This window comes from Streptomyces sp. NPDC026659, from assembly GCF_040638245.1.
GTDB lineage: Bacteria > Actinomycetota > Actinomycetes > Streptomycetales > Streptomycetaceae > Streptomyces.
Window position 1 is genome coordinate 257,223 of sequence record NZ_JBEZXY010000009.1, and the last position, 24,346, is coordinate 281,568.

The 24,346-nt window shown below is 70.9% G+C and carries 25 protein-coding genes and 1 riboswitch; of the genes, 17 read left to right on the forward strand and 8 right to left on the reverse strand.

Features of this window, described 5'->3' with window-relative positions:
- Window positions 1-43: 43 nt before the first annotated feature.
- The 4 genes from AB0E91_RS23605 (at window position 44) to AB0E91_RS23620 (ending at window position 4,005) form a co-directional block, all read left to right on the forward strand.
- Entirely contained in the window at window positions 44-1,168 is a 1,125-nt protein-coding gene (locus tag AB0E91_RS23605; protein WP_361785242.1) for a PASTA domain-containing protein, read from the forward strand.
- A gap of 149 nt (window positions 1,169-1,317) precedes the next feature.
- The gene (locus AB0E91_RS23610) at window positions 1,318-2,325 is read left to right on the forward strand and encodes a hypothetical protein (RefSeq protein WP_361785245.1); all 1,008 of its coding nucleotides are present in this window, start codon (window positions 1,318-1,320) and stop codon (window positions 2,323-2,325) included.
- A gap of 51 nt (window positions 2,326-2,376) precedes the next feature.
- Window positions 2,377-2,934, forward strand: a complete 558-nt coding sequence (locus tag AB0E91_RS23615) for a GNAT family protein (protein ID WP_361785248.1) — start codon at window positions 2,377-2,379, stop codon at window positions 2,932-2,934.
- Between the two features lie 150 nt (window positions 2,935-3,084).
- Window positions 3,085-4,005, forward strand: a complete 921-nt coding sequence (locus tag AB0E91_RS23620; protein ID WP_361785251.1) for a hypothetical protein — start codon at window positions 3,085-3,087, stop codon at window positions 4,003-4,005.
- A gap of 34 nt (window positions 4,006-4,039) precedes the next feature.
- Here the strand turns inward: AB0E91_RS23620 and AB0E91_RS23625 are convergent, their stop codons facing one another.
- The 3 genes from AB0E91_RS23625 to AB0E91_RS23635 form a co-directional block, all read right to left on the reverse strand.
- On the reverse strand, window positions 4,040-4,918 hold the full coding sequence (locus AB0E91_RS23625) for an MBL fold metallo-hydrolase (protein WP_361785254.1): 879 nt from the start codon (window positions 4,916-4,918) through the stop codon (window positions 4,040-4,042).
- Between the two features lie 11 nt (window positions 4,919-4,929).
- Window positions 4,930-4,997: riboswitch (guanidine-III (ykkC-III) riboswitch) on the reverse strand.
- A 131-nt stretch (window positions 4,998-5,128) separates the two neighbouring features.
- Complete coding sequence (locus tag AB0E91_RS23630; protein ID WP_361785257.1) at window positions 5,129-6,592, reverse strand: sugar porter family MFS transporter; 1,464 nt, start codon at window positions 6,590-6,592, stop codon at window positions 5,129-5,131.
- On the reverse strand, window positions 6,589-7,665 hold the full coding sequence (locus tag AB0E91_RS23635; protein ID WP_361785260.1) for a zinc-dependent alcohol dehydrogenase family protein: 1,077 nt from the start codon (window positions 7,663-7,665) through the stop codon (window positions 6,589-6,591). Before AB0E91_RS23635 ends, AB0E91_RS23630 begins: the two co-directional genes overlap by 4 nt.
- Window positions 7,666-7,912: 247 nt before the next feature.
- Between AB0E91_RS23635 and AB0E91_RS23640 the strand changes: the two genes are divergently transcribed.
- The 6 genes from AB0E91_RS23640 to AB0E91_RS23665 all read left to right on the forward strand — a co-directional run bounded on the left by AB0E91_RS23640 (window position 7,913) and on the right by AB0E91_RS23665 (window position 12,407).
- Window positions 7,913-8,977, forward strand: a complete 1,065-nt coding sequence (locus tag AB0E91_RS23640; protein WP_361785263.1) for a LacI family DNA-binding transcriptional regulator — start codon at window positions 7,913-7,915, stop codon at window positions 8,975-8,977.
- Between the two features lie 82 nt (window positions 8,978-9,059).
- Window positions 9,060-10,013, forward strand: coding sequence for a carbohydrate kinase (locus AB0E91_RS23645; protein WP_361785266.1), 954 nt, complete (start codon window positions 9,060-9,062; stop codon window positions 10,011-10,013).
- A gap of 91 nt (window positions 10,014-10,104) precedes the next feature.
- The gene (locus AB0E91_RS23650; protein ID WP_361785269.1) at window positions 10,105-10,413 is read left to right on the forward strand and encodes a hypothetical protein; all 309 of its coding nucleotides are present in this window, start codon (window positions 10,105-10,107) and stop codon (window positions 10,411-10,413) included.
- 218 nt (window positions 10,414-10,631) lie between these two features.
- The gene (locus tag AB0E91_RS23655) at window positions 10,632-11,519 is read left to right on the forward strand and encodes a GNAT family N-acetyltransferase (RefSeq protein WP_361785272.1); all 888 of its coding nucleotides are present in this window, start codon (window positions 10,632-10,634) and stop codon (window positions 11,517-11,519) included.
- Between the two features lie 83 nt (window positions 11,520-11,602).
- Window positions 11,603-12,094 carry a hypothetical protein gene (locus tag AB0E91_RS23660; protein WP_361785275.1) on the forward strand — a complete coding sequence of 164 codons (492 nt, stop codon included), beginning with the start codon at window positions 11,603-11,605 and terminating at the stop codon, window positions 12,092-12,094.
- Between the two features lie 40 nt (window positions 12,095-12,134).
- Window positions 12,135-12,407 (forward strand): hypothetical protein, encoded by a 273-nt coding sequence (locus AB0E91_RS23665; RefSeq protein WP_361785278.1) that lies wholly within the window; start codon window positions 12,135-12,137, stop codon window positions 12,405-12,407.
- Between the two features lie 251 nt (window positions 12,408-12,658).
- On the opposite strand, the gene AB0E91_RS23670 is transcribed toward AB0E91_RS23665, so the two are convergent.
- Both AB0E91_RS23670 and AB0E91_RS23675 read right to left on the reverse strand, forming a co-directional pair.
- Complete coding sequence (locus AB0E91_RS23670) at window positions 12,659-12,961, reverse strand: hypothetical protein (protein WP_361785281.1); 303 nt, start codon at window positions 12,959-12,961, stop codon at window positions 12,659-12,661.
- Between the two features lie 9 nt (window positions 12,962-12,970).
- The gene (locus AB0E91_RS23675; RefSeq protein WP_361785284.1) at window positions 12,971-13,750 is read right to left on the reverse strand and encodes a hypothetical protein; all 780 of its coding nucleotides are present in this window, start codon (window positions 13,748-13,750) and stop codon (window positions 12,971-12,973) included.
- Window positions 13,751-14,307: 557 nt separating this feature from the next.
- Here AB0E91_RS23675 and AB0E91_RS23680 point away from each other — a divergent pair.
- Window positions 14,308-15,453, forward strand: coding sequence for a DNA gyrase subunit B (locus AB0E91_RS23680; protein WP_361785287.1), 1,146 nt, complete (start codon window positions 14,308-14,310; stop codon window positions 15,451-15,453).
- A gap of 123 nt (window positions 15,454-15,576) precedes the next feature.
- Entirely contained in the window at window positions 15,577-15,867 is a 291-nt protein-coding gene (locus AB0E91_RS23685) for a hypothetical protein (RefSeq protein ID WP_361785290.1), read from the forward strand.
- 133 nt (window positions 15,868-16,000) lie between these two features.
- On the opposite strand, the gene AB0E91_RS23690 is transcribed toward AB0E91_RS23685, so the two are convergent.
- Complete coding sequence (locus tag AB0E91_RS23690; protein ID WP_361785293.1) at window positions 16,001-17,110, reverse strand: saccharopine dehydrogenase NADP-binding domain-containing protein; 1,110 nt, start codon at window positions 17,108-17,110, stop codon at window positions 16,001-16,003.
- A gap of 85 nt (window positions 17,111-17,195) precedes the next feature.
- A complete protein-coding gene (locus tag AB0E91_RS23695) occupies window positions 17,196-17,900 on the reverse strand; it encodes a type 1 glutamine amidotransferase domain-containing protein (protein ID WP_361785296.1) in 705 nt (234 codons plus the stop codon).
- 157 nt (window positions 17,901-18,057) lie between these two features.
- Between AB0E91_RS23695 and AB0E91_RS23700 the strand changes: the two genes are divergently transcribed.
- The 4 genes from AB0E91_RS23700 to AB0E91_RS23715 all read left to right on the forward strand — a co-directional run bounded on the left by AB0E91_RS23700 (window position 18,058) and on the right by AB0E91_RS23715 (window position 22,406).
- Window positions 18,058-18,675, forward strand: coding sequence for a TetR family transcriptional regulator (locus tag AB0E91_RS23700; protein WP_361785299.1), 618 nt, complete (start codon window positions 18,058-18,060; stop codon window positions 18,673-18,675).
- Window positions 18,676-18,845: 170 nt separating this feature from the next.
- Window positions 18,846-19,820 (forward strand): alpha/beta hydrolase, encoded by a 975-nt coding sequence (locus AB0E91_RS23705; RefSeq protein ID WP_361785302.1) that lies wholly within the window; start codon window positions 18,846-18,848, stop codon window positions 19,818-19,820.
- A gap of 102 nt (window positions 19,821-19,922) precedes the next feature.
- Window positions 19,923-20,879 (forward strand): acetoacetate decarboxylase family protein, encoded by a 957-nt coding sequence (locus AB0E91_RS23710; RefSeq protein WP_361785305.1) that lies wholly within the window; start codon window positions 19,923-19,925, stop codon window positions 20,877-20,879.
- Between the two features lie 15 nt (window positions 20,880-20,894).
- Window positions 20,895-22,406 carry a succinic semialdehyde dehydrogenase gene (locus AB0E91_RS23715; RefSeq protein WP_361785308.1) on the forward strand — a complete coding sequence of 504 codons (1,512 nt, stop codon included), beginning with the start codon at window positions 20,895-20,897 and terminating at the stop codon, window positions 22,404-22,406.
- On the opposite strand, the gene AB0E91_RS23720 is transcribed toward AB0E91_RS23715, so the two are convergent.
- The gene (locus AB0E91_RS23720) at window positions 22,367-23,611 is read right to left on the reverse strand and encodes an NADH:flavin oxidoreductase/NADH oxidase family protein (RefSeq protein ID WP_361785311.1); all 1,245 of its coding nucleotides are present in this window, start codon (window positions 23,609-23,611) and stop codon (window positions 22,367-22,369) included. The genes AB0E91_RS23715 and AB0E91_RS23720 overlap by 40 nt on opposite strands.
- Before the next feature lie 96 nt (window positions 23,612-23,707).
- On the opposite strand from AB0E91_RS23720, the gene AB0E91_RS23725 reads away from it, so the two are divergent.
- Window positions 23,708-24,337: a TetR/AcrR family transcriptional regulator gene (locus AB0E91_RS23725; RefSeq protein WP_361785314.1), complete on the forward strand. Its 630-nt coding sequence runs from the start codon at window positions 23,708-23,710 to the stop codon at window positions 24,335-24,337.
- Window positions 24,338-24,346: the final 9 nt, after the last annotated feature.

Below are 24,346 nucleotides of genomic sequence, written 5' to 3' on the forward strand. Positions count from 1 at the left end.
TGAACCGGAGCGCCCCCGCATCCGGCGATCCAGAAAGCCCCACGTGAACCCGTACACCCCCGCACCCCCACGGACCCCTCCGGCACGCCCCTGGTGGAAGACCACCCCCGCAGGTCTGGGCCTCCTGGCGGCAGTTGCCCTCATCAGCGCGTTCAGCCTCCCGCTGGGCTTCCTCGCGATGGTCGCCGCCGTCGTACTGCTCTGGTTCCTCCCGCCCTGGCGCTGGTTCGCCAGACTCGGCGCGAGCGTCGGGGCGTTCTTCCTCCTGGGCATCGGCTCGGGCGTGGGCGGCCAACTCGACGACACCGCCCGGACGGACGCCAAACCGGCCTCGGCACGCACCCACGAACCGAGCACCGAGCCGTCCCGGCAGCGGCAGAACGAGCCCGCCCCGCCTCCGAGTTACCGGGGCAAGCCGCTCGACCGGGCGGAGACCGCCGCCCGTGCGCTGGGCTACACCACCGACCGCCACGACGCCTCCGCCGAACACCGCTCGATCCTCGTGCGGTCGGGCTGGGTGGTCTGCTTCCAGAACTCACCCGGCGGTCCCAGGGCGATCACCTTCGCCGCCGTCAAGTCCGGTGAACCGTGCCCCGAGAAGGACGGCGCGAGGATTCCGTGGCCGGTGATGCCGGGCCTGACGGGGCGGATCTGGCGGGCCGCTGTCGCGGAGTTGACGGACCTGGGCGTGTCCGAGTCCGCGATCCGGGCCGAGTCGCACTACATGAACGACGCGCTGCCCGACGGTGACCACGACTCCTGGCTCGTGTGCGAGCAGGACCCCGCGCAGGGCGACGACATCACCGCCGAGGTCACCCTCGGGCTGGCCTCCCCGAAGGCGGGGTGCGCGACGGAGGGCTCCTACCTGGGGGACAAGGACGACGACGGGGTTCCGGACTACCGGGACCGTACGGATGACCGGGTGCGCAGTACGACGAGTGGAGGTGGCGGATCGGGAGCCGCTGACGCGGCGGGAGGTTCCAGCACGAGCGGCGGGGGCTCGTCCACAAGTGGCGGCTCGTCCTCGTCCACCGGAGGCGGCGGTGGAGCGGTCGTCCACCCCGGCGCCTTCTGCTCTCCCCCAGGAGCCCGGGGCGTCACCCGGGCAGGCACCTCCATGGTCTGCGGCCCCGGCTCCGACGGCCGCGACCGCTGGCACTCGGGCTGAGGGAACCGGAGGACGCACACGCCGGACGCCACCGCCGGATGGTCGGTGGGGCGTTCACGGTGGGGCGTTCGCGGGCGCCTGAAAACCCGTTGCGCCGCAGGTCGGCCCGCTGGTGGGATGCAGAGGTTTCGACGGTGGGAGGGGACGGCTTGGCGGTGTTCGGGTGTGCGGGCTGCGGTGCGGTTCTGACGGCGGCGGTCTCGCGGGTGGCACTGCCGATCCACCTGATCGACACCCACTGGGAGACACTGCACCCGCCACTGCTGGAGGCCGGTTCCTACGCCCTCGACCCCGCACCGTACGGGCCGCCGTGGCGGCAGTGGGACGAGGTCGGACCGGACGAGGCGGCGGAACGGGGATACTTCGCGCCGGTCGCCGCGCTGTCCGACGGACCGTCGGACACCGTCCTCCTCGCGCCCGGCGACACCCGCGGCACCCGGCTGATCATGGAGCGGGCCGCGGGCTACTGCATGGGGATCGACGGGCGGGACGGCCCGAACCTCGCCTGCGTGGACTGCGATCTGCCGGTCGGAACGAGGATGGACGACTGCGGGTGCTGGCAGCTCGTCCGGCTCGTACCACAGGCAGTCGTACGGCTGCCCGGCCCGCCGGAGCGGCCCGTCATGGACTGGCCGGAGCTGCTGGCCACCGGCGCGCTGTGGCACCGGCTGAGCACGTTCCAGGACATCCCGGCCGGAGTGGCCCTCGCCCATGTGGTGGCGGCCGCCAAGGGCGCGCCGGTCGAGGTGGCTCCCGGGCCGCTCGCCAAGCTCCTCGGCCCGGCACTCGGCGCGCTGCTGCCCGCCGGGAAGGGTGCGCAGCGGCTCGACCTGGCCGGACCGGGGTTCGGCGAGCCGTCCGCCGACCTGGTGCTCGTACCGGTCCACCCGCAGACCGGAGACATCTGGCAACCGCGCGCCGGAGCGGTGCCGGTACCCATGGACGCCGCGCTCTGGTCCGAACTCGCCTTCCCGCCACACCAGACCCGACTGCCGGTCGTCGGCGGCCTGCCACCGGGCACGGAGCGCGACGACCCGCTGCCGCCGCACCCGTGGTACCCGTTCGAGCCGTCCGGGTACGCGTTCCGGAACACGCTCGCCCGGCTGCCCGCCGTCAGGGAACCGTGGCTGCGGGCGCTCTACGACCGGGGCTGCTGACCACGAGGATTTCGCTGAAGCCATTCTGAACAGCCTGTCTAGGATCCCAAGATGGGAACCACCGGTGATCTTCGGCAAGGGCCGCGGGTGTCGATACGCCATGTCAGCTGCGCGGACTACGACAACCTCAGGGTCCTGAACCAGCAAAGCGCGGAGATGCTCCGGCGCTGGGTGGGCGCTCGTGAACTGAGGGTAGAAGCCTTCGAGGACTTCCTCGCTCGGCTCGACCAGCCGACACACGAGGGCTTCGTCATCTGCCTTCGCGGCCGTGGCGACATCGTCGGCAGCGTCAACATCAACAACATCGTCAGAGGCGGCCTCCAAAGCGGAGCCCTCGGTTACGTCGCCTACGCGTCCACAACCGGTCGCGGGTACATGACCGAAGGCGTGGGCCTCGTCATACAGCACGCCTTCGACCAGCTCGCGCTGCACCGGTTGGAGGCGAACATCCAGCCCGACAACACTCCCTCACTGAACCTCGTCAAACGCCTGGGATTCCAACGCGAGGGCTACTCGGCCGCCTTCCAGCTCATCAACGGCGAGTGGAGGGACCACGAGCGTTGGGCCGTCCGCGCGGAGACGGCGCGCAACCACCGGATCGAGCGGTAGCGCCACACCGGTTGCACTCGGCGGAATTCCTCCGGGCCCGCCGCCGGGAACCCGGCTTCCGGCTCCTGAAGTAGCCGCCGGGCGCCACCCGCGCGCGTTGAGTACACGTACTCATGTGCCCCAGCACCCCAACTGGCAGCATCCGGCGGCATGATGAGCGACAGACGGGCGCTGACGGCCCTGCATCTCTTCCTGGTCTGGGCGTTGATGGCGGCCGCCGTGCCGATGCTCGGGCTGGTGTTGTTGGCGTCGGGGTGGGGTGGTGGGGCAGGGGCGATGGGGCTGGTGCTCGCGTTGGGGGTGCCGGTGACGGTGGGTGTGCTGGTCGCCGCGGCCGGGCCGGCGCGGACCGTGGTGCCTCAGTGCGGCTCCACGCGGCAGCGGCTCGGCTGGGCGGTGTCCGTCTTCGCGCTCGGCACGCTCGGCGTCCTGGCGGGCCTGGTCGCCTATGACGCGGGCGTCGACCTGGGGAGTGCCGATGCCCGGATCGCGCTGGTGGGAGTGCCGTACGCCGTGGCCGCCGCGTTCTTCGTCCCGAGCAGGTGGGTCCGTCTGGGCGCGGTCGCCGTGCTGGTGACCTCGGTGGCGTACGGCGGCTTCATCGGCCCGGCGCACGCCCAACAGCGCCGCCACGACGCGGACTTCGCCCGCTACCGAGAGCGCGCGGAACTCCAGTACCTGGGCACCCCGCCCCCGGGCATGACACTCTCCCGCGCCGAAATCGGCCCCGCCTACTTCAGCGTGAGCTACCGCGCCGCCCGACAGGACGAACGCGGGTACGTGGACCTCGTCGTCCGCCCACCCGTCACGCCGACGCTCCAGTGCCCCGCTGTCCTGCAGAAGGGGGCAACCTGCGAGGTGACCGCCCCCGGCGACATGCGCACGGTCGTCGACTTCCCCGGCGGCCACGCGATTACCCTCACCCGCCGCCACGGGAACGCGGAGTTCGAGGTCTCCAGCCAGACCCTGGACGAAGCGGGGCTACGCCGTTTTCTGAGCTCTCTACGGCCCCTGTCGGACAAGGAGTTGGAGACGCTGATGCGTGAAAAGGAGATCGACTTCAGGCTCTGAGATCCCGAGGGCGACGGAACGACACTGTGCGAGGTCAGTCGTCCGGGCAGATGACAAAGAGGGGGAAGGCGTGTCGTCCGGGCCGGTCACCGATTTCCTTGAGCGCGGCGCGGATCTCGTGCAGGTGGCCCGGTGTCATCTGCAGTGGGGGCTCGTCGGGCTGGTAGGTGGTGCGGATCGGGTAGTCCACGCCCGGTTCGGTGGTCATCTCGATGTGGCAGCCCAGGACGTGAGTGACCGGCCGACGTGCGGAGAACTCGATCAGCCGGTCGATACTCCGGGCGAAGGCGGACCGGTCCTGGATGTACAGCCGGCCGGGGTAGACCGTGTCACCGGTGAGCAGGAACCCGGTCCACGGGTCGTAGAACGTCACCGCCGCCTGGTGGTGCCCGGGGGTGGCCAGGCATTCGAGCACGCGGCCTCCCAGATCGACCCGGGCGACGGCGGCGGGGTTCTCCTCGAACCCGAAGTACTTCCACGCGGTGGTGAGGTCGGCGCCGACGACCGTGGTGTCGGGACGGCCGGCGAACTGGCCGTCGCCCGCGACGTGGTCGCCATGGGGATGGGTGTGCAGCACCAGCAGGTGGTAGCCGGAGCGGGGGTGGCGGGCGAGCCAGTCCTCGACGAGCTCGTCGACCACGCGCCGCAAGGGGAAGAACTCCGCGGATTCCGTGGCACCGGTGTCGATCAGCACCGCCCGGGCGTCTCCGAAGAGCAGGAACAGGAAGGGCGCCTCGTAGTCGATCGCCATGTTCTGCCGCAGGATGACCGTGTGCTCGTCGCACGCGTAGACCTGGATGTCCGGGTCGGTGTTGTGCTTGGCCGACGGTGAACCGTGGATCCAGCGGACGTCGAACTCGCGGGGCCGGGGAACCGGGCCGACGGAATCGGTGGAAGGTGTGCCTGCGTCCACGACGCCTCCTGAGTGCGTCGTCTTGGCGGGCCGGGTACGGCGCACATCTCGTCCGGGGCAGGCACCTACGAGCCTCCACGACGAAGCTACCACGGCGCTGAGCTGCTGTTCCTGGCCTCCTCGCCGGCCCATGCGCGAAAGCCGCGCCGGGGGAAACAACCCCCGGCGCGGCTCACGGCTCACGGATCACGCGACGCGACCCCGTCCCGATCAGGACACCGACACCGTCGAGGGAGTCACCTCGTCCGCCTCGTCCGCCTCGTCCGCCGCAGAGGTCGCCGCGTCCTCCCGCCGCAGCACCTCCCGCTCGATCTGCTCCAGCGACCGTCCCTTCGTCTCCGGCAGCAGCCGCTTCACGAAGACCCCGGACAGGAACGTCGTCACGGCGAAGATGACGAAGTTCGCCCCGGCACCCCACGCGTGGAGGAGCGACGGGAAGACCAGCGCCACGGCCATGTTGAAGAGCCAGTTGAAGACGACGCACACGCCGACCGCGCCCGCGCGGATGCGGGTGGGGAACAGCTCGGGGAGCATCACCCACTGCACCGGACCCCAGGAGGCCGCGAAGGCGGCGACGTACAGGGCGACGCCGAAGAGGGTGAGCGGGGCGAGGAGGGAGCCGTGGCCGAGGGGGGTGAGGTTCACCGCGGCCAGGACGGCCATGCCCGCGCACATGCCGACCGAGCCCCAGAGCAGGAGGGGGCGACGGCCGCGGCGGTCGATGAGGCGCATCGCGGGGAGCGTCATCAGCATGTTGACCAGGCCGATGCCGACGTTCGCGAGGATCGCGCCGTTGTTGCCGAAGCCGATGCTCGTGAGGAGCGTCGGGGCGTAGTAGATGATCGTGTTGATGCCGCCGAAGTTCTGGAAGAACACCAGCAGCAGACCGACGACCAGCATGGGCCGCAGGCGCGGGGAGAGAAGGTCGCGCAGGGACAGCCGCTGCGTCGCCGCGCGCTCCTCCGCCAGGGTCTTCTCGATGTCGAGCAGCTCGGTCCGGGCGGCCTCGTCGTCGCCGCGCAGGAGGGTCAGGGCGGCCTGGGCGTCGTCCCGGCGGCCCCGCCCCGCCAGCCAGCGGGGACTCTCCGGCTGGGTGAGGATGCCGAGGGCGAGGACGGCGGCGGGCAGTACGCCGAGCCCGATCATCCAGCGCCACGCGTGCGCGGGGGCCAGCGCGTAGTCGGTGAGGTAGGCCAGGAAGATGCCGACGGTCACCAGGAGCTGCATGAGGGAGGCGAGTCCGCCGCGCACCTCCATCGGCGCCAGTTCCGTCAGATAGAGCGGGACCACGACCGAGGCGATGCCCACGCCGACGCCGATGAGCACGCGCGCGCCGATCAGGAGCGACGCGTCGGAGGAGAGCGCCGCGCCGACCGTACCCGCGATGAAGACCAGCGCCGCGCCCAGGATCAGCCGGCGCCGCCCCCACGCGTCGGAGAGCTTTCCGGCCAGCCCGGCGCCCGCCATCGCGCCCACCAGGAGCCCGGAGACGATCAGGCCCTCCATGAGGGGCGTCAGGGCGATGTCCTGGCGGATGAAGAGCATCGCACCGGAGATCACGCCCGTGTCGTAGCCCCACAGGATGCCGCCGAGGGCACCGAACACCCAGATCAGGGCGTTCCGCAGCCGGGGCCGCCGCTGCGGCGCGGCCTCGGACTCCACCAGGGCGCTCACGACGCCGCGCCCGTGTTCGAGGCCGCCGTGCCGGTCGTGCGCGCGGTGGCGTCCGTGGCCGCCGCGACGCGCGGGTCGTCCAGCTGCGGCGCGAGGTGGATCTTCTGACCCGCACCGGCGCGGAAGAGCCGTACCGCCTCGTCGAAGTTCTCCAGCGGCAGTACGTCGCTGACGAGCGGGTCGAGGTCCAGTCCACCGGCGAGGATCTCCACCGCGGGCTGGAAGCCGTTGTGCACCGCCATGGAGCCGATGATGTCGATCTCGCGGTTGTAGACCATGAACGGCGAGAACGAGGCCCGCTTGGCCGGGTCCGCGACGCCGAACTGCAGGAACGTGCCGCCCTTGCGGACGCGGCCCAGGCCGTCCTCGATGGCCGCGATGACGCCGGTCGCGTCGATCACTACCTCGAAGCCCTGCTCGCGGCCGAGTTCGTCGGCGTTGGCGGCGGTGGCGTCGGCGCCCATGCGCTTGGCGAGGTCCAGGCGGCGGGTGTTGGGGTCGACGACGGACACGGAGGCCGCACCCGAGTGCGCCACCAGGGCCGCCATCATCAGACCCATGGTCCCGGCGCCGTAGACGAGGTAGTGCTCTCCGGGCCGTCGGGGGAGGCGGCTGAGGCCGTGGACGGCGCAGGAGAGGGGCTCGACGAGACCGGCGGCGGCCTCGGACAGCCCCTCGGGCAGGACGTGGCAGCGGCCCGCGGGGACCGCGACGTACTCGGCGAAACCGCCGTTACGGGTCACGCCGACCGCGGTGTAGTGCTCGCAGAGGTTGCCGCGGCCGATCCGGCAGTAATGGCAGGCGCCGCACGGGGTGTTGGGGTCCACGGCGACCCGCTGGCCGACGAGCGGGAAGCGTACGTCCCGGCCCGTCTCCACCACGACACCGGTCAGCTCGTGGCCGGGGACGAGCGGGTAGCTCACGGACGGCAACTCGCCGCCCAGGATGTGCATGTCCGTGCCGCAGAGGCCGCAGGAGCTGACGCGGACGACCACCTCCGAGGGACCGGGACTCGGATCGGGTATGGCGGTCAGCTCGGCGCTTCCCGGCTGGGTGACCACGACAGCGCGCATGGCGCCTCCTCACAGCGGTGTGCGGACGGATGTCCGAAGACGCGGGGAAACATAATCGCCACGTAAGCGCTTGCGCAAACGCTTACGTGTGACTTTTCATAGGTCTTCGGCGTCTGTCTCCCCGACGGACGAGGTCTCATGGACGGACGGCCCGCGCCGGCCCCGGCGCGCTCACCGCCGTCCGGCCCCGCCATGGGCGGGCGAACAGGCGGAACCACGCGGTACGGGGCACACGAAGGAGTACGGGATGCGGACGATGGCGGACGTGGCGAGGCGCGCGGGTGTCTCGGTGGCCACGGTCTCCCACGTGCTGAACGCCACACGTCCGGTACGGCCCGCGACCCGCGACGCGGTGCTCCGCGCCATCGAGGAACTGGGCTACATCCACAACTCCCTCGCCCGCTCCCTCGTGACCTCCCGCACCCGCTCCGTCGGCCTGGCCGTCTCCGCGATCAGCAACCCCTACTTCACCGAGATCCTCCAGGGCGTCGAGGCCGAGGCACTCACCACCGGCTACGGACTGCTCATCGCCGACCCGCACGACGACCCCGCGCACGAGCTGAGCGTGGTCCGGATGCTCCACGAGCGCCGCGTCGACGGCGTGATCATCGCCCCCTCGGCCCAGCCGTCGGCCCTCCTCGACTACCTCGGCCGCGCCGCCGTCCCCGCCGTCTTCCTGGACCGCCTCGTCGACGAGTCCGAGGAACCGGCGTACGACCAGGTCTGCGCCGAGGGCGCCGCGCCCGTACGGGAACTCGTGGAACACCTCGCCTCGCTCGGCCACCGGCGGATCGCGATGGTGGCGGGCCTCGCCGGGCTGAGCACGACGACCGAGCGGATCGAGGGGTACCGGGAGGGGCTGCGCGCGGCCGGACTCCCGTACGACCCCGAGCTGCTCGACCACGGCAACTCCGCGTCCGAGGGCGCGCGTCTCGCGACGGAACGCCTGCTGTCGGGCTCCGGCCGTCCCACGGCTCTCATCGCGGCGAACAATGCGATGACCATCGGCGCGCTCCAGGCGCTCCGCGACGCGGGGCTACGCATCCCCGAGGACATCGCGCTCGTCAGCTTCGACGACTTCGAGTGGGCGGACCTGTTCTCGCCCAGCCTCACGGCCGTTCGTCAGCCGAGCCGTGAGGTCGGGAGGGTGGCGCTGCGGATGCTCCTCGACCGGTTGGACGCGCCGGAGCGTGCGGCGAGGACGGTTCGGCTGCCGTGCGCGGTGGTCCACCGGACGTCCTGCGGATGTCCGCCGGGGGCCGGTCCCGTCGGGGCGGCCGGAGCGGCCGATGCCCCGCCGGCGTCGCCGTAGCGCGCCCCAACTCTGTTGTCCCGCAGGCTAGTTCATACATATCGCCCCGCCGCTCCACGGCGCACCGAAAGGAATCAGCACAGTGATCGTCGTCGCCGGCGAGGCGCTCATCGACCTCGTGCCCGCCCCCGTCACCACCTCCGAGTCGGCGTCCCCGCTGCCGCAGCTTCTCCCGCAGCGGGGCGGCGGGCCGTACAACGTCGCCGTCGCGCTCGGCCGCCTCGGCTCCCCGACGTCGTTCTGCTCGCGGGTGTCCACGGACGCCTTCGGCGCCGCCCTGCTGGCGGGGCTGCGGGACGCGGGTGTCGACACCGAACTGGTCCAGCGCGGCTCCGAGCCGACGACGCTGGCGGTGGCCAACGTGGGCAGCGACGGATCGGCGGGATACGGCTTCTACACCGAGGGCACCGCCGACCGCCTCTTCGCGCTCCCGCCCGCGCTGCCGGAGGGCGCCACCGCCCTGTCCGTGGGCACCTGCTCGCTCGTACTGGAGCCGGGTGCGAGCGCGTACGAGGCGCTGCTGCGCCGGGAGTTCGCGAACGGCGTCTTCACCGCCCTCGACCCCAACATCCGGCCCGGCCTGATCGCGGACGCCGACGCCTACCGCAAGCGGTTCCTCGCCTGGCTGCCCCACGTCGCGCTGCTGAAGCTCTCGATCGAGGACGCCCTCTGGCTCGCGGACCTCGGCCCCGACGGCGACCTGGACACCCACCTGACCGCATGGCTGGAGTACGGCCCGGCGGCGATCGTCCTGACCCGGGGCGGCGACGGCCTGAGCGTGTGGAGCCGGGGCGCGGGCCAGGTGAGCGTGCCGGGTACGAAGGTCGCGGTGGTCGACACGATCGGGGCGGGCGACACGGTCAACGCCGCGCTCCTCCATCGGCTGCGGGAGATCGACGCGTTGAGCCACACGGCCGTCGCGGGACTCGACGCCGAGGTCTGGCGCGACGTACTCGGCTTCGCGGCTCGCGCCGCCGCGCTCACCTGCTCCCGCTCGGGGGCGGAGCCGCCGTACGCGTGGGAGCTGTCGGCCTGAGACGCCTCGTGGGGCGGGGCCATGAACAACCCTCCGACGAAGCGAAGTTGTCGATTACATCTCTGGCCACGCCACTGTTTATGATCATGGTGTGACTGTGCAGAACACCGGCAAGACGCCATCCCGCAAGCAGCGACTCCAGGAGAAGCAGCGCCGTCAGCTGACAGTGGTCGACACCGTCGACAAGGCCGAGGTCAAGCTGCGCAAGGCGGAAGCGGAACTCGCCATGGCCGTCGCCGAGGCCGTCCAGGTCTTCGGCGACGAACACGCGGCTTCCCAGGGGCTCGACATGCCCGCCGAAGCGATACGTCGCTTCATCGACATCGCGGCGGCGGAGACGGCCGCGGCGGCCGAGGACGTGGCTGGGCGCGATCAGGTGGAGCCCGACGCGGTCGGCTGAATTCGGTTCGTCGTCCGGGGGAGCGAGGGCCCGGTTGTGGTGCGGATCCGCCCCCTTTAAACCTTTGCCGAGGAGGCGAGGGGGCGGCTAGGTTCGAGCAGCCGTCCACCCGTTCCGGACCGGCGCCGTCGACGAGGAGGTGTGGAGCACATGCGCAGGAGTGCCCAGGGGTTGAGCCCGCGTAGTGCCCTTTGCCGCCTCCTCACGACGGAGAAACCTTGTCGCTCCACATCACCCCACTGATCGACCCCGCTCACGGGCCGCACAGCCGACGCCTCGCATGGCTGGCGTCCGACGCCGACGCCATCCCCGTCGGTACGGCCTTTCTGCGCCTGTTCACCGGCCCCGGGCAGGAACACCTGGCCGAACTGACCCTTCGCGTCCACCCCGTCGAGCGCCGGAAGCGCGTCGGCTCCCGACTCCTCGACGCCGCCGTGGCCGCCGCCCGGGACAACGCCCGGCGCCGCGTCATCGCCCAGGCCGAGGCAGGCTCGTCCGGCGACCACTTCCTGTCGGCTCGCGGTTTCCGCAAGGTCCTCACTCTGAGGTTCTCCCGCCTGCCGCCGGCCGACGTGGACACCACCGCCCTTGCCGCGATCGTCGAGCGTCCGCATCCCGGCTACCGCCTGGCGTCCTGGCACGGAACCGTCCCCGACGACCTCGCCCAGACGTTCGCCGCCTCACGCCGCGCCATGGACGACATGCCCATGGACGACACCGACCACGGCACCGTGACCTGGGACGTCGACCGGGTTCGAGCCGCGGCAAAGGCCGTCGAGGCACGCGGCGACCAGCTGCACACCGTCGTCGCCATCGACACCTCGAACGGTTCGATCGCCGGCTTCACCGAACTCGTCACCCCCGGCAACGGCAACGGCAACGGTGACGGCCGGCACTACGGCACAGCCGTGCTGCCCGAGCACCGCGGACACGGCCTCGGCCTCTGGATGAAGGCCGAGTCGATCCGACAGGCCCACCACCGCTGCCCGGACCTCGGCGGCCTCCTGACCGACACGGCGGACAGCAACACGTACATGAGACACATCAACGACAGCCTCGGGTACGTGCCTACGCACACGGCACACCAGCATCAGCTCGACCTCTAGCGGCGATCGGACGGGCCGGACTTGGACGTCACGTCGTCCGGCCCGTCAGCACTTTTCGATGCACGTCCTGAGGAGTAGCCCGCGTGAATTTCCGTCCCATCGCGCAGAACCCGGACGAACACGCCCGCTTCGCGGCCTACCTCGAGAGGCTGCGGCAGGTCGCCGATGCGGACGAAGTCGACCTGGTCAGCCGCGTCCTCGCTGATCCGGACCGGGCGATGGCCGAGTCAGCCGTGCTGCGGCACGTGGACCGTCGAGCCGCCGACCTCCACACCGGTCCTGCCTACGAGGGGTGGGCGCAGCTGATGACTCAGATCATGACCGACCGCCCCTTCCTGGCGCAGCGCCTGCGGGAGTGGTCCCTCTTCCGCGCCGTCGCACTCAAGCTGCCCTGGCAGCCGGACGACCTGCTCGCGTCGTCCAACTGGCTCCAGCTCAAGACCGCGGCCGGGACGAACGCCGAGGCCATCGAGTTCCTCGCCGAGGTCGGCCGCACCAAGCGGGTCCGTAACGCCGCCAGAGCCAGTCTCAACCACCGCAGCGAGTGCTGCAATCAACTCACCCACAGCTCTTGATCATTGCTCATGGAACAGACCGCAGACATACGGTCACGGTGTGAGCAGAACACATATGTGGCTCCTGGCATGCACCGGAGCCGGTGCCATCCTGTGGTTGCTGACCAGCGCGCCGGACGTCAGCTCGGCCTACCCCCGCTCCGAGTGCCGCTCCGTCCTCGGCAACAACTGGAGCCCCGCGCGTGGGTCGATGGAGGACGGACTGAAGACGATGTGCGCGACTTATCAGTCGCGCCGCCTGGGTTGGGCGGTCCTGGTGTCGGTGCCGACGGTGGTGCTCGCGTCAGCGGGGACGCGCAGCCGAAACGCCTGAGGGAACTTCTCCCGTCTCCGTTCCTCGGCTGAAGCGTGGCGGCGGGCGAAGGCGCGACAAGCATGGGCGGCTTTACCGGCCGGCGAGCTCACCAGGACGCCCTCAACCTGGGGCAATACGTCGCGGTCGTGTCAGGTATGGCCTGCTTCCTTCTCGGATGTCGGGCCGCAGGTAGGCACCCTGAGCCTTGCGGTCACCCGGCGTCACGGCATGCCCGCACCGTGACGCCCCGGCTGCACACTGCGGACGGGCTACGTCATCAACTCGATGTGCGGATGCTCGGGATCCGCCGGGCAGACGAAGAGGTGCTGCCGGTAGCCGCTGCCTATCTGGACGCCGGTCGCGTTGTAGCCGCGGTGGCCCGGGTACGGTCCAGCACCTGGGTGGGGGTGCGGAGACCAGCTGTTCCCGGCGTCGTCCCCTTCCTCGAACGTGGCGACGGTCATCAGGACCTCCATGCCGGTGCCGCACTCGGAGCAGGGCTGCGGGCTGGGGTCGGTGGAGTTCCAAGCGGGCCAGCCGCCGACCTTCCAGCCGGGCGCGTTGGACAGCACACAGTCGTATTACGTGTCCGGGTCCATGTCTTCCTCTGCTGCCTGCGGCACACTCCATTGCTTGAGCTGCTCCCGCAGTTCTTCGCTCAGCTCCAGATGGTCGGGGTACTCCGTGATCTGCTCCGGTTCAAGCGCGCACGGTTCCGGCAGATAGCCGTCGAACTGCACTGCGGGCGGCTCGGGGGGCGTGTCGAGGATGTCGGTGACGGCGGCTGCCGAACGCCAGAAGAGCAGGGTCCTGGGCATGATCGGATGATCGAAGGGGCACCACAAAACCTGCAGCAGGTCTTTGCCCTCCGGCGGGCTCAGATCGGGCACATCCCGTACGTACAGCTGCGCGACGGGCAGCATCGCTATGGGGCCGTCGTACGACTGGACCGCCAGCCTCACCGGATACGTCCGAGGGGGTCGGATCCGCTCGAGAGTCTCCCGTTCCTCCGGAGTCAGGTCCCGGCCGTGCGAGGCGGCGAAGATTCGTCGTTCCAGCCGCAGATCCGCGGGGGACCGGGCTGGGTTGATGCCATCCACCACATGCGGTTCCTCGCAGTGCGGCCACGGCTCCTCGGCGGGCCACAGCAGCGGCCCACCGATCGAGCTGTCGTGCCATGTCGGCGTCCCAGGGCGCGGGTGCAGGCGGGTCGCCGTGCGGGCCAGCGGAGCCAGTTGAGGAAAGACCGCGGCAACGTCGATCGGCCGTGGCGGAGTGACAGGAGTGACATTCATGGCCGCAATCTTGCCGATCGTCTCTGACAACGGCCCTCGTGGCCGCCCCACGAAGAGTTCCGGCATGGGCGCCACCCGGGAGAGCGCTATCGCCGATCCGTTGCCATTCGCAGTCCTCGATCAATGGCTGCGGGCCGCTCAAGGCTCCCCGCAGTGATCCACAGGAATTGACGATTGCTCGGTGTGAACCCTAGCCGCAGGCTCTGACCATGCCTCGTGCCGCTCGTGGCTGTCCACCACCGGACGCACCTCACGATGCGGCCGCCGGCGTGCCGCTCTTCGGGGTTGTCGCCGGTTCACGCGAGGCCGCCCCGCCATACGATCAGGTCCACGACCCCTCTGGGCGTGAAGCCGAACGGGATCACTCGGCTTCCCCGGCCGCACCGGGCCGAGGCGAGGATTTCTTGAATTCGTGGCTCCGCGGCCGCGCGAAACGGTGCCGCAGACGATCCTCGGAGGGCCGCCAGCGACCTTACCGCGTCAGCGCGCACTCCTCCGGCCATCGCTCCTGAGCGCCCTTCAGGAGCCTGTCCATGGCCTCGCCGTATCCGATCTGACCTGGTGTTTTCCTGGAAATCTCCTAGGTTGGGAGAGCTCTGTCGGACACCCTCGGAGGGGGCATCATGAGCGAGGAATCCCATGCGTACGACGCCAGCGCGATCGTGGTTCTGGAGGGCCTGGAGGCCGTTCGGAAGTGGCCCGGCATGTACATCGGATCGGTCGGTGAACGCGGCCTTCGCCACTTGGTGCTCGAGGTCGCCGAGCGGGCGCTGAACGAGGTCCTCGGCGGCACCGCCGGCCGTGTCGAGATCACCCTCACCGCCGACGGCGGCGTCCACGTCGCCGACGACGGCACGGGTCTTGCGGTCGGGCACGCCGGCCACGATGACGGCCCTCCGGCGGAGACCCGGCTGACCGAGCTCTGGTGCGGGGCACCTCCCGCCGACCGGCGCTTGCTGTTCGGCGGCCACTTCGGCGTGGGGCCGGCCGTCGTCAACGCCTTGTCGAGCCGCCTGACGGCAGAAGTACGGCGCGACGGCGCCCGCTGGGTGCTGGAGTACGAGCAAGGCGTGCCGGTCGGAGTGCCCGTCCGCACCGGGTCGGCCGACGGCAGCGGCACCGTGATCACCTTCTGGCCCGACACCGAGATCTTCGAGACGCTGGAGTTCTCGTTCGACACGCTGACCGAGCGTTTCAGGGAAGTAGCCTTCCTGAACCGCGAGTTGGACATCACCTTGACTGATGACCGCAACCCCGCGGCGCCCCGGGCCGTTCGCTTCCGCTTCCCGGGCGGCCTGGGGGACTACATCGCGGAGCAGAGTGCCCCGCTCCACCCGGACGTGATCTGCTTCGAGCGCGAGTACTCCGAGATGGCGGGAACCGTGGAGGTGGCACTCCGCTGGTGCGACCGCCGCGACGAACGGATCGCAAGCTATGCCAACGGCCTGCCGACCACCGGCGGTGGCACGCACGAACTCGGCTTCCGAGACGGCCTGGCGGCCGCGCTCACCGCCTATGCCCGGGAACAGCGGCTGCTCGGCTCGTCCGACCCCGAGTTCACCCCTCTCCAGCTGGGCACGGGCCTGACGGCGGTCGTGTCGGTGAAGCTCGATCGACCCGAGCTTGAGGGGCCAACCCGCGACCGACTGAGCAACGGGCCCGTCCGCGCCTGCGTCACCGACGCCGTCCGAGAACACCTGACCGCCTGGCTCCGCGCCAACCCGGCACAGGCGACGGCGATCCTCGCCCGGATCTCGACTGTGGCGTAAGGCAATTGAAGACATCCGGTTATGTGCGCACCGGCCAGTTCACGGATGAGAAGGTCTCCCGCCCCGATAGCCTGCGGTGAGGCCGCCACAGCGGCTTCACCTCAACGGTGGGAAGGATGTGCCGTGATCCGTCCGGAGGTTGCCGATTTCACCGCCCTGGGCAGACTTCCGTCCGAGGACGGCACGCCCGACGAGGCTCTTGAGGAGGCCGTTGAACGCGCGGGAGTTCTTCTGGGTCTTATTGAGCGACCTGTGACCGATGAGGAGGCTCGTGCCTTGGCGGACTGCTTCGGCGACGACGAATGCTTCGGCGTGGCCTGGGTCCTTCTGCATCTCATCGAGACGGCTCCTCGCGCGCGTGAGGAGCAGCCTGAAGCCGCTCGACGATGGCGCCATGGTCTGACGAGCCAGTAGCACTCCCGGCGTCGCCGGTGCGATCAGCGCAGGCGGTCTGCGAGATGGTGGACCGGGCTGATCAGGGCAGCGACCGGGTACATCCGAACTGGCGGCACCCGCCCGCATCTCACCCGCCCTCATCCCGCCGCCCTCATCCCACCGGCACAAGCCCCATCTCCGCGCAGGCATCCCGCAGCACATCCAGTCCGAACGCCTCCACCGGGCCCACCACCCCCGCCACCCCACCGGACGACGTGGCGAGCCGTTGCGCCGCCCAGGCCATCAGCTCGCCCGTGAGGCTGTACGCGCTCGGGCCTTCCAGGTGGACTTCCGCGAGCGGGGGAGCGTCAGGGGTGCCCGTCGACGCGACGGCGACTACGTACGAGCGGGTGCGGGCGCGTTCCGTGGTGTCGGGGCCGCCGGGGGGTCCGAAGGTGAGGGGGAGGGTGAGGAGGCCGGTGAGGGGGCGGCCGCCGGGGAGGCGGACCAGGGTGTTCACGGCGGCCGAGATCAGGGAGAGGGGGCGGCTGAGGGCGGGGAACCAGCCGTTGTACACGGTGATGTCGGCGAGGGTGGGGAAGTCGCCCGGGAGGAAGAGGACTTCCGTGCCGGAGACGAGGAAGGCGGACTTTCGGTGGCCTTGGACGGCGAACTCGCGGACTCGGGACGCGGTTCGTTCCTCCGCCGGCCGGTGTTCGTGCCAGGTCGGGGACGGGAGGGTCAGGCCGTCGCGCATGGTCGTACGGGTGCCGTGGCTGATGCCGCGCCAGAGGGGGCCGGTGGCGAAGTAGCCGATGTCCAGGGTGCGTACGGCGGCTCCGGCCCGGCGGGTGGCGAGGGTTCCGGCGAGGATGCCGGGGACGTAGTCGTAGCCGAAGGCCGGGAGCATCAACGCGCCGGTCTCGCGGGCTCGTTGACCGTACCGGTCGCGCACGGTGCGGACGAAACCGACCTCGCCCGTGGAGTCGATGTAGTGGGCGCCGGTCTCCGCCGCGGCCTCGGCGACGGCGTGGCCCAGGCGTTCGAAGGGGCCCACGGTGGTGACCAGTACGTCTCCCCGGCCCAGGTGTCGTCTCAGGTCCCCGGAATTCGTGGCGTCCACCACCACGTGGTCGAGACCGCCGTTCCGCGAGGCGAGAGCGGTCAGCGCGGCGGCGTTGCGTCCCGCCAGGGTCGGCCGGACCCCGCGGCGCAGCAGGGCGTCCAGGACCAGGCCGCCGGTGTAACCGGTGGCGCCCAGCAGGAGGATGCGGCTGTTCATCGGTGGGTGCTCCTCGGTCTGTGAAACGGGTCGGCTCGGCACTCGCCGAATCGGGTCGGGTCAGTGCTCGCCGAATCGGGTCGGTTCAGCGCTCGCCCAGGTCCGTCACCAGCCGCTTGGCCAGGCGCTCGGAGGACATCGGGTTCTGGCCCGTGTACAGGTTGCGGTCCACCACCACGAACGGGAGCAGCGGCAGGCGGGCCTTGACGTAGTCCGCGCCCTCCTCGCGCAGTCGGTCCTCCAGCAGCCAGGGCGCCTTGCGGCCGAAGCTGTTGAGCTTCTCCTCGGTGTTGGACAGGCCCGTCATCCGGTATCCGGCGAACGGCCACGAGCCGTCGGCGTTCCGGGCGGCCAGGGTGGCGGCCGGGGCGTGGCACAGCAGGGCCAGCGGCCGGCCGGCACCGAGTACGCGCGTCAACAGCGCGCCCGAGACCTCGTCGTACGCCAGGTCCTCCATCGGGCCGTGTCCGCCGGGGTAGAAGACCAGGTCGTACGCGGCCGGGTCGACCTCGTCCAGCGGGCGCGGGCTGTCCAGTTCGGCCCGGATCGAGTCCAGGTAGCGGCCGACCTCGCGCAGCTTGCCGGGGAGGCCCGCGGTGCGGGACATGCTCAGCCGGTCCAGCGTCGGGGGCCTGCCGCCCGGGGTGGCGAGCGTGATCTCCCAACCGGCCTCGCCGAAGATCTTGTGGGGCATCGCCAGTTCCTCGCCCCAGTAGCCCGAGGGGTGCTCGGTTCCGTCGTTCAGCGTCCAGTGGTCGGCCGCGGAGACGACGAAGAGGACCTTGGTCATGGCTGTTTCTCCCTCAGTGGCAACAGCGGTCAACAGTGGTGACGACCTGCGGCGGGGGCCGGTAGGACGAGTTCCCCGGGCGAGGGGCGCCTCGCCCGCAACACCGTACGCCACTTCTGGCACAGTGTGCCAAGTTCGGCACTGATAGCCTCACGGTATGAGGGAGACCACGACCACGCCCGGTCTGCGCCTGAGGACCCGTCGGCTCGTCACGGAAGCGCTGGCCGACACGGCCCTCGAGCTATTCGACGCCTCCGGGTTCGACCAGGTGACCGTCGCCGACATCGTGAAGGCGGCGGGGATCTCCCAGCGCAGCTTCTTCCGCTACTTCAGCAACAAGGAGGACGTCGTCTTCGGCGACCGCATCCCCGGCGCCGAGGACGTACGGGAAGAGTTGTGCCGGCACCTCGACGGGCGGTCGGCCTGGGACGCCCTGCGGGCCACGTTCGTCGTCGCAGCTGAGCAGATGGACGGCGACGCGGGGCGTTGGAAGCGGGCGACCCGCGTCATCTGCGGGACGCCCGCCCTGCGTGCCCGGTACCTGGAGAAGCACCTGGCCTGGACCGGGGCGCTCGTACCCGAGATCGCCGCCCGGACGGACACCGGCGGTCCCGTCGCCGAACTGAAGGCGCAGACCATGGTCAACACCGCCCTGGCCTGCTTCGACGTCGCCCTCGAACGCTGGGCGGTGGACGGTGAGGACCGGTCGCTGGCGGTCCTCGTCGGTGAGGTGTTCGGGTTCGTGTGCTTCCCGCACGAGCCCTCCGGCGCCTGAGCCGGGCGGCGCTCGCGGCCGGTTGCGCCCCACCGCAGGGGCGCCAAGCATGGACACGGGGATCTCCGCCGCGTACGCGTGGGTGATCTCCGTCTCGGGGCAGCCGTCACCGGCAGCGGCCGAACAGGCCGCGTGACGCGACATTCGTGTGCCCGTCCCAAGGAGTGGCCATGACCGACATCCCGCCGCCCGTCACCCCGTACCTCGAACCCGCCGCGAAGGCGCTGGCCGAGGCGACCGACCCGCACCCCCGGATCTACGAGGTCCCGCCGGAGCAGGGCCGGGCCATCCTGGCCGACCTGCAGAGCGACACCAGCGTGCCCCGTCCCGAGGTCGACGAGGAGTGGGTCGACGTCGACGCCGGTGAGTGGGGGACCGTCCGCACCCGCATCATCAGGCCCAAGGGTGTGACCGGCCCGCTGCCGGTGCTGTTCTACATCCACGGCGCCGGGTGGGTCTTCGGCGACGACAAGACCCACGACCGCCTCTTCCGCGAACTCACCGTCGGCGCGGGCGCCGCGGGTGTCTTCCCGGTCTACGACCGCGCGCCCGAGGCGAAGTACCCCACCCAGGTGGAGCAGAACTACGCCGTCGGGCAGTGGGTCCTGGAGCACGGTGCGGAACACGGCCTCGACACCTCGCGCATCGCCGTCACCGGCGAGTCGGTCGGCGGTGACATGTCGGCGGTGTTCGCGCTGATGAACAAGGACCGCGGCGGGATCGACCTCAAGGCCCAGTGCCTGCTCTACCCGGTGACCGACGCGGACTTCGACACGCCGTCGTACCACCAGTTCGCCGAGGGCTACTACCTCACCCGGGACGCCATGAAGTGGTTCTGGGACGCCTACACCACCGACCCCGCCCAGCGGCGTGAGGTCTACGCCTCCCCGCTCCGGGCGACCCTGGAGGAGCTCCAGGGACTGCCGCCCACCCTGGTCATCACCGACGAGGCGGACGTGCTGCGCGACGAGGGCGAGGAGTACGCCAACAAGCTCCGCGAGGCGGGCAACGACGTGACCTCGGTCCGGGTCGCGGGCATGGTCCACGACTTCCTGCTCCTGGACAGCCTGCGCGACACCAGGGCGGCCAACATCGCCCGCAAGATCGCCATCGACTTCCTGGGGTCGGCGTTGCACGACGACTGAGGCGGCGGCGCGTCCGGGCTCCCGCTCGCGATTGTTGACGGTGCTTACATCGATGGCTACGCTCATGTAATCACCGTCAACATGCGACTCGGGAGCCGCGCCATGCCCGCATTCCAGTCTCAGCAGTCCCATCAGTCTCAGCAGTCCCGCCAGTCTCAGCAGGAAACCGTCGAGGCCGACCTCGGCGGCCGTACGGTCACCGTCCCCAAGGGCGGCCTGTACGACCGCTACCGGATGGACACCGACCTCGACGAGGTCGCCCGCGACCCGCGCGTCAGCGGCGTCGACTTCTTCCGGAAGCTGCCCAAGACCAAGGTCGACTCCCCGATCGGCCCCACGCTGACCCCGAACTTCTACTACCGGATCTCCACCGCCCGGCTCACGATGCTCGCGCCCACCCGCGCCATCCGCTCCCGGCTGCCCCGCGAGCTGGCCCCGCTGGAGGTCGCGCCGGGGCTCGGACTCGTCTCGGCGATGTTCTTCCGGTACGACGTGTGCGACATCGACTTCTACACCGAGGCCGCCGTCGGCATCGCCGTGAAGCCCGCCCGGCACGGAAGGCTCGGCTTCTTCGACCTCGTCGCCGCCCTCAAGAACGAGCACCTCGACTCGTACGTGCTGTCGCTGCCGGTGAGCACGGAGATCGCCCAGGTGCGCGGCCACGACGGCTACGGCTTCCCCAAGTGGGTGACCGGACTCGACGTCGACATCGACGCCCACCGCACGACCGCGCGGGTCGCCAACGACGCGGGCGGGACCGACCTCGCGCTCTCGGCGCCCACCCCGGCCCAGAGCAGCTACCCGAGCGGCAAGCGCGTCGCCTCCCTGACCTCGTACACGTCCATCGACGGAGCCTGGCACTCGACGCTGAGCCAGACCAACGTGCTGGCGGCGGGCACCGCGCTCGTCCCGCGTGAGCTCCAACTCGCCGTGGGGGAGGGGCGGATGGCCGACGACCTGCGCTCGCTCAGGCCGATGCGGACGGTCCAGTTCGACGTCGTGACCGAGGGGCAGCTCGCCCTGCACATGCCGGTCCCGACCTCGGTCCGCAGCCGGTAAGTGAGGAGCCCCGCCATGGCCACCACCGCCCACGCCAACACCCCAGTCGCCCCAGCCGAGTTGCCCGCGTCCCTGACCCCGGCGCGTATCGGGCGGCTCGCCGCACGCGTCACCGCCGCGCCCGACGCCGTACGCGTGACGACCACCGCCCCCTGCACCGGCGCACCCCTGGCCGACCTCCCGGTGTCCACGCCCGCCGACGTCGAGGACGCCTTCGCACGCGCCCGTATCGCCCAACGGGCCTGGGCCGCGACCCCGTTGAGCCGCCGCAAGCAGATCCTGCTGCGCTTCCACGACCTCGTCCTCGCCCGCCAGGAAGAGGCGCTGGACCTGATGCAGGCCGAGAACGGCAAGACCCGCCGGGACGCGTTCCTCGAAGTCGTGGACATCGCGGTCGTGTCCCGGTACTACGCCCGCAACGGCGCCCGGTACCTGGCGCCCAAGCGCCGCCGGGGCGCGATCCCGCTGCTCACCCACACGACCGAACTGCGCCGTCCCAAGGGCGTCGTGGCGGTCGTCTCGCCCTGGAACTACCCGCTGAGCATGGCCGCGAGCGACGCGATCGCGGCGCTCATGGCGGGCAACGCCGTCGTCCAGAAGCCCGACACCCAGACCGCACTCACCGCGCTGTGGTCGCTGGAGCTGATGCGGAAGGCCGGACTGCCGTCCGGTGTCTGGCAGATGGTGCTCGGGCGGGGCAGCTCCATCGGCGGCGCGCTGATGGCGGGCGCCGACTACATGATGTTCACCGGCTCCACCGCCAGCGGCCGCAGGATCGCGCGGGACGCGGGGGAGCGGCTCATCGGCGCCTCCCTCGAACTGGGCGGCAAGAACGCCATGTTGGTCCTGGACGACGCCGACATCGAGAAGGCCGCCGACGGCGCGGTCGCCGCGTGCTTCCCCTCCGCCGGTCAACTCTGCGTCTCCATCGAGCGTTTGTACGTCGCCGAGTCGGTCCACGACCGGTTCGTGGCCGCGTTCGTCGCCCGCGCGAAACGGCTCAAGGTCGGCGGCTCGTACGACTTCGGCTGCGACGTCGGCAGCCTCACCACGCCCGCCCAGCTCAAGACCGTCACCGAGCACGTCGACGACGCCGTGGCCAAGGGGGCGACGGTCCTCGCGGGCGGCAAGGCACGCCCCGACCTGGGGCCGCTGTTCTACGAGCCGACCGTCCTCGCCGACGTCACCCCGGACATGACGCTGTACGAGCACGAGACCTTCGGACCGGTCGTGGCCGTCTACCCCGTGCGTGACGACAGCGAGGCGATCGCGCGGGCCAACGCCACGCCGTACGGCCTCAACGCCAGTGTCTGGTCCCGCAGCGGTGCGCGGGGCCGGGCCGTCGCCGCCCGGCTGCACGCGGGCCGCGCTGCTGACCGGGGCGCTGAAGGTGCTGAAGGTGCTGAAGGTGATCGGCTCCCGCTGAACCAACGACGAGGCGGCGCGGCTCTGTTGGAGCCGCGCCGCCTTGTTCGTATGGGTCCGCGCTATGCGGCGCGCCTCACCGTCTCCAGCCAGGTGCGGTAACGGCGCAGTGCCCGCCGCTGCTTGCGCCGCTCCGCGAGGAGGGCGACCGCCGGGTGGGTGCCGGGCGTCGGGCGGCTGCCCCGGGCGATCCGGCGCATCTGGTGGCGGACCTGCGCCATGCCCGCCGCCGAGGCGAGCGCCTTGTCGGACCAGGTCACCGGCCGGAGCCGCCGGTCCGCCTCGCGGCCGGTGCGCCAGCGCTCCGGCAGGCCGGGTGTGACGGCGAGGGCGGTACCCATGCCGATGACGGCCACACCACTGGCGAGGACCCGCTCGGCGGTCTCGCGCCGGGTGATGCCACCGGTGAGCATCAGCGGCAGCGGGCTCGTCCTGACCAGGTCCTTCGCCAGGTCGAGGAAGTACGCCTCGCGGGCCTGGGTGCGCGTGTCGGCCGGGCGGCCGGACATCGCCGGGCTCTCGTAGCTGCCGCCGGACAGCTCGACCAGGTCGACGCCGAGCGGGGCGAGCATCCCGATCACCTGGCGCGCGTCGTCGGCGTCGAAGCCACCGCGCTGGAAGTCGGCGGAGTTGAGCTTGACCGCGACCGCGAAGGAGGGCGAGACGGCGGCCCGTACGGCGCGGACGATGTCCAGCAGCATCCGGGCCCGGTTCTCCAGTGAGCCGCCCCACTGGTCGGTGCGCTTGTTGACCAGTGGAGAGAGGAACTGCGAGAGCAGATAGCCGTGCGCGGCGTGGATCTCGACGCCGTCGAAGCCCGCCTCCTCGGCGCGCTGGGCGGTGACCGCGTACCGCGTCACCGTCGCCTCGATCTGCTCGGCGGTCATGGCGACCGGGCGGCCGAAGCGGCCGCTGTGCTTGCCGAGGTCGACGCCGACGGCGGACGGCCCCCATACGACGCCGGGCATGTCGGAGCCGATCTGGCGCCCGGGATGGTTGATCTGCATCCAGATCTTCCCGCCTCCCGCCCGGCCGGCCTTCGCCCACTCGGCGAAGGGCTCCAGTGGCGCGGCCTCGTCGAGCACGACACCGGCGGGCCCGGTCAGCGCCTCGGCGTGGACCATGACGTTGCCGGTGATGAGCAGTCCGGCACCGCCCTCGGCCCAGCGCCGGTACAGCCCGAACAGCTCATGGCCCGGCAACTGGCCGTCGGCCGCCATGTTCTCCTCCATGGCCGCCTTGGCGATCCGGTTGCGCAGTACCTGCCCGGAGCGCAGGGACAACGGCGAGAACAGTTCGCTGGTCATCCTGCTTTCCCCTCTCGATCTTCACCGCTTATGATGTGTGCAGCGTTCACATTAAGTCAGAGATGTAAGCGCCGTAAACTTCAAGGGGTGTGACCTGTGCCGCAAGCGAGTGGCTCGTACCATCACGGCGATCTGCGCGCCGCCTGCCTGCGTGCCGCGCTGGGACTGCTGGAGGAGGACGGCAGTGCCGGTCTGTCCCTGCGGGCGGTGGCGCGACGGGCGGGCGTGTCGGCGACGGCCCCCTACCGCCACTACGCGGACCGCGACGCGCTGGTCTCCGCCGTCGCCGCCGAGGGCTACCGGGAACTCGCCGGAAATCTGGCCGCCGCGCATCCCGCGCCCACGACTCCGGACGAACTCGCCGCGGTCGCCGTCGCGTACGTGCGTTTCGCGCTCGACCGGCCCGCGATGTTCCGGGTGATGTTCGCGGAGCCGTGCGACCCGAACAGTGCGGAGCGGGTGGCGGCGACCGCCGCCATCTCGGAGTACGTCCAGGGTGTCGTGCGCGGCGCCTTCCCGGGTGCCGCCGACCCGGAGGCGCTCGCGACCACGGTGTGGGCGCTCGTCCACGGCCTGGCCTTCCTGTATCTGGACGGCAAGCTCGACTCCTCGACTCCCGAGGCGGTGGATGCGCAGGTCCGCGCGGCTGTCCGGGCGCTGTTCGGTGGGGCGGCGGTGACGGCGGTGGCGGCGGTGACGGCGCGGCAGGGTGCGCCGCGTTCGTGAAACGCGACG

What these genes read in the sequence shown, in the direction of transcription:
- AB0E91_RS23615 (WP_361785248.1), top strand. Translation starts at nt 2,377, where the DNA reads ATGGGAACCACCGGTGATCTTCGGCAAGGGCCGCGGGTGTCGATACGC.
- AB0E91_RS23620 (WP_361785251.1), top strand. Translation starts at nt 3,085, where the DNA reads ATGATGAGCGACAGACGGGCGCTGACGGCCCTGCATCTCTTCCTGGTC.
- AB0E91_RS23635 (WP_361785260.1), bottom strand. Translation starts at nt 7,665, where the DNA reads ATGCGCGCTGTCGTGGTCACCCAGCCGGGAAGCGCCGAGCTGACCGCC.
- AB0E91_RS23640 (WP_361785263.1), top strand. Translation starts at nt 7,913, where the DNA reads ATGCGGACGATGGCGGACGTGGCGAGGCGCGCGGGTGTCTCGGTGGCC.
- AB0E91_RS23675 (WP_361785284.1), bottom strand. Translation starts at nt 13,750, where the DNA reads ATGCCGGAACTCTTCGTGGGGCGGCCACGAGGGCCGTTGTCAGAGACG.
- AB0E91_RS23680 (WP_361785287.1), top strand. Translation starts at nt 14,308, where the DNA reads ATGAGCGAGGAATCCCATGCGTACGACGCCAGCGCGATCGTGGTTCTG.
- AB0E91_RS23690 (WP_361785293.1), bottom strand. Translation starts at nt 17,110, where the DNA reads ATGAACAGCCGCATCCTCCTGCTGGGCGCCACCGGTTACACCGGCGGC.
- AB0E91_RS23695 (WP_361785296.1), bottom strand. Translation starts at nt 17,900, where the DNA reads ATGACCAAGGTCCTCTTCGTCGTCTCCGCGGCCGACCACTGGACGCTG.
- AB0E91_RS23700 (WP_361785299.1), top strand. Translation starts at nt 18,058, where the DNA reads ATGAGGGAGACCACGACCACGCCCGGTCTGCGCCTGAGGACCCGTCGG.
- AB0E91_RS23705 (WP_361785302.1), top strand. Translation starts at nt 18,846, where the DNA reads ATGACCGACATCCCGCCGCCCGTCACCCCGTACCTCGAACCCGCCGCG.
- AB0E91_RS23710 (WP_361785305.1), top strand. Translation starts at nt 19,923, where the DNA reads ATGCCCGCATTCCAGTCTCAGCAGTCCCATCAGTCTCAGCAGTCCCGC.
- AB0E91_RS23715 (WP_361785308.1), top strand. Translation starts at nt 20,895, where the DNA reads ATGGCCACCACCGCCCACGCCAACACCCCAGTCGCCCCAGCCGAGTTG.
- AB0E91_RS23720 (WP_361785311.1), bottom strand. Translation starts at nt 23,611, where the DNA reads ATGACCAGCGAACTGTTCTCGCCGTTGTCCCTGCGCTCCGGGCAGGTA.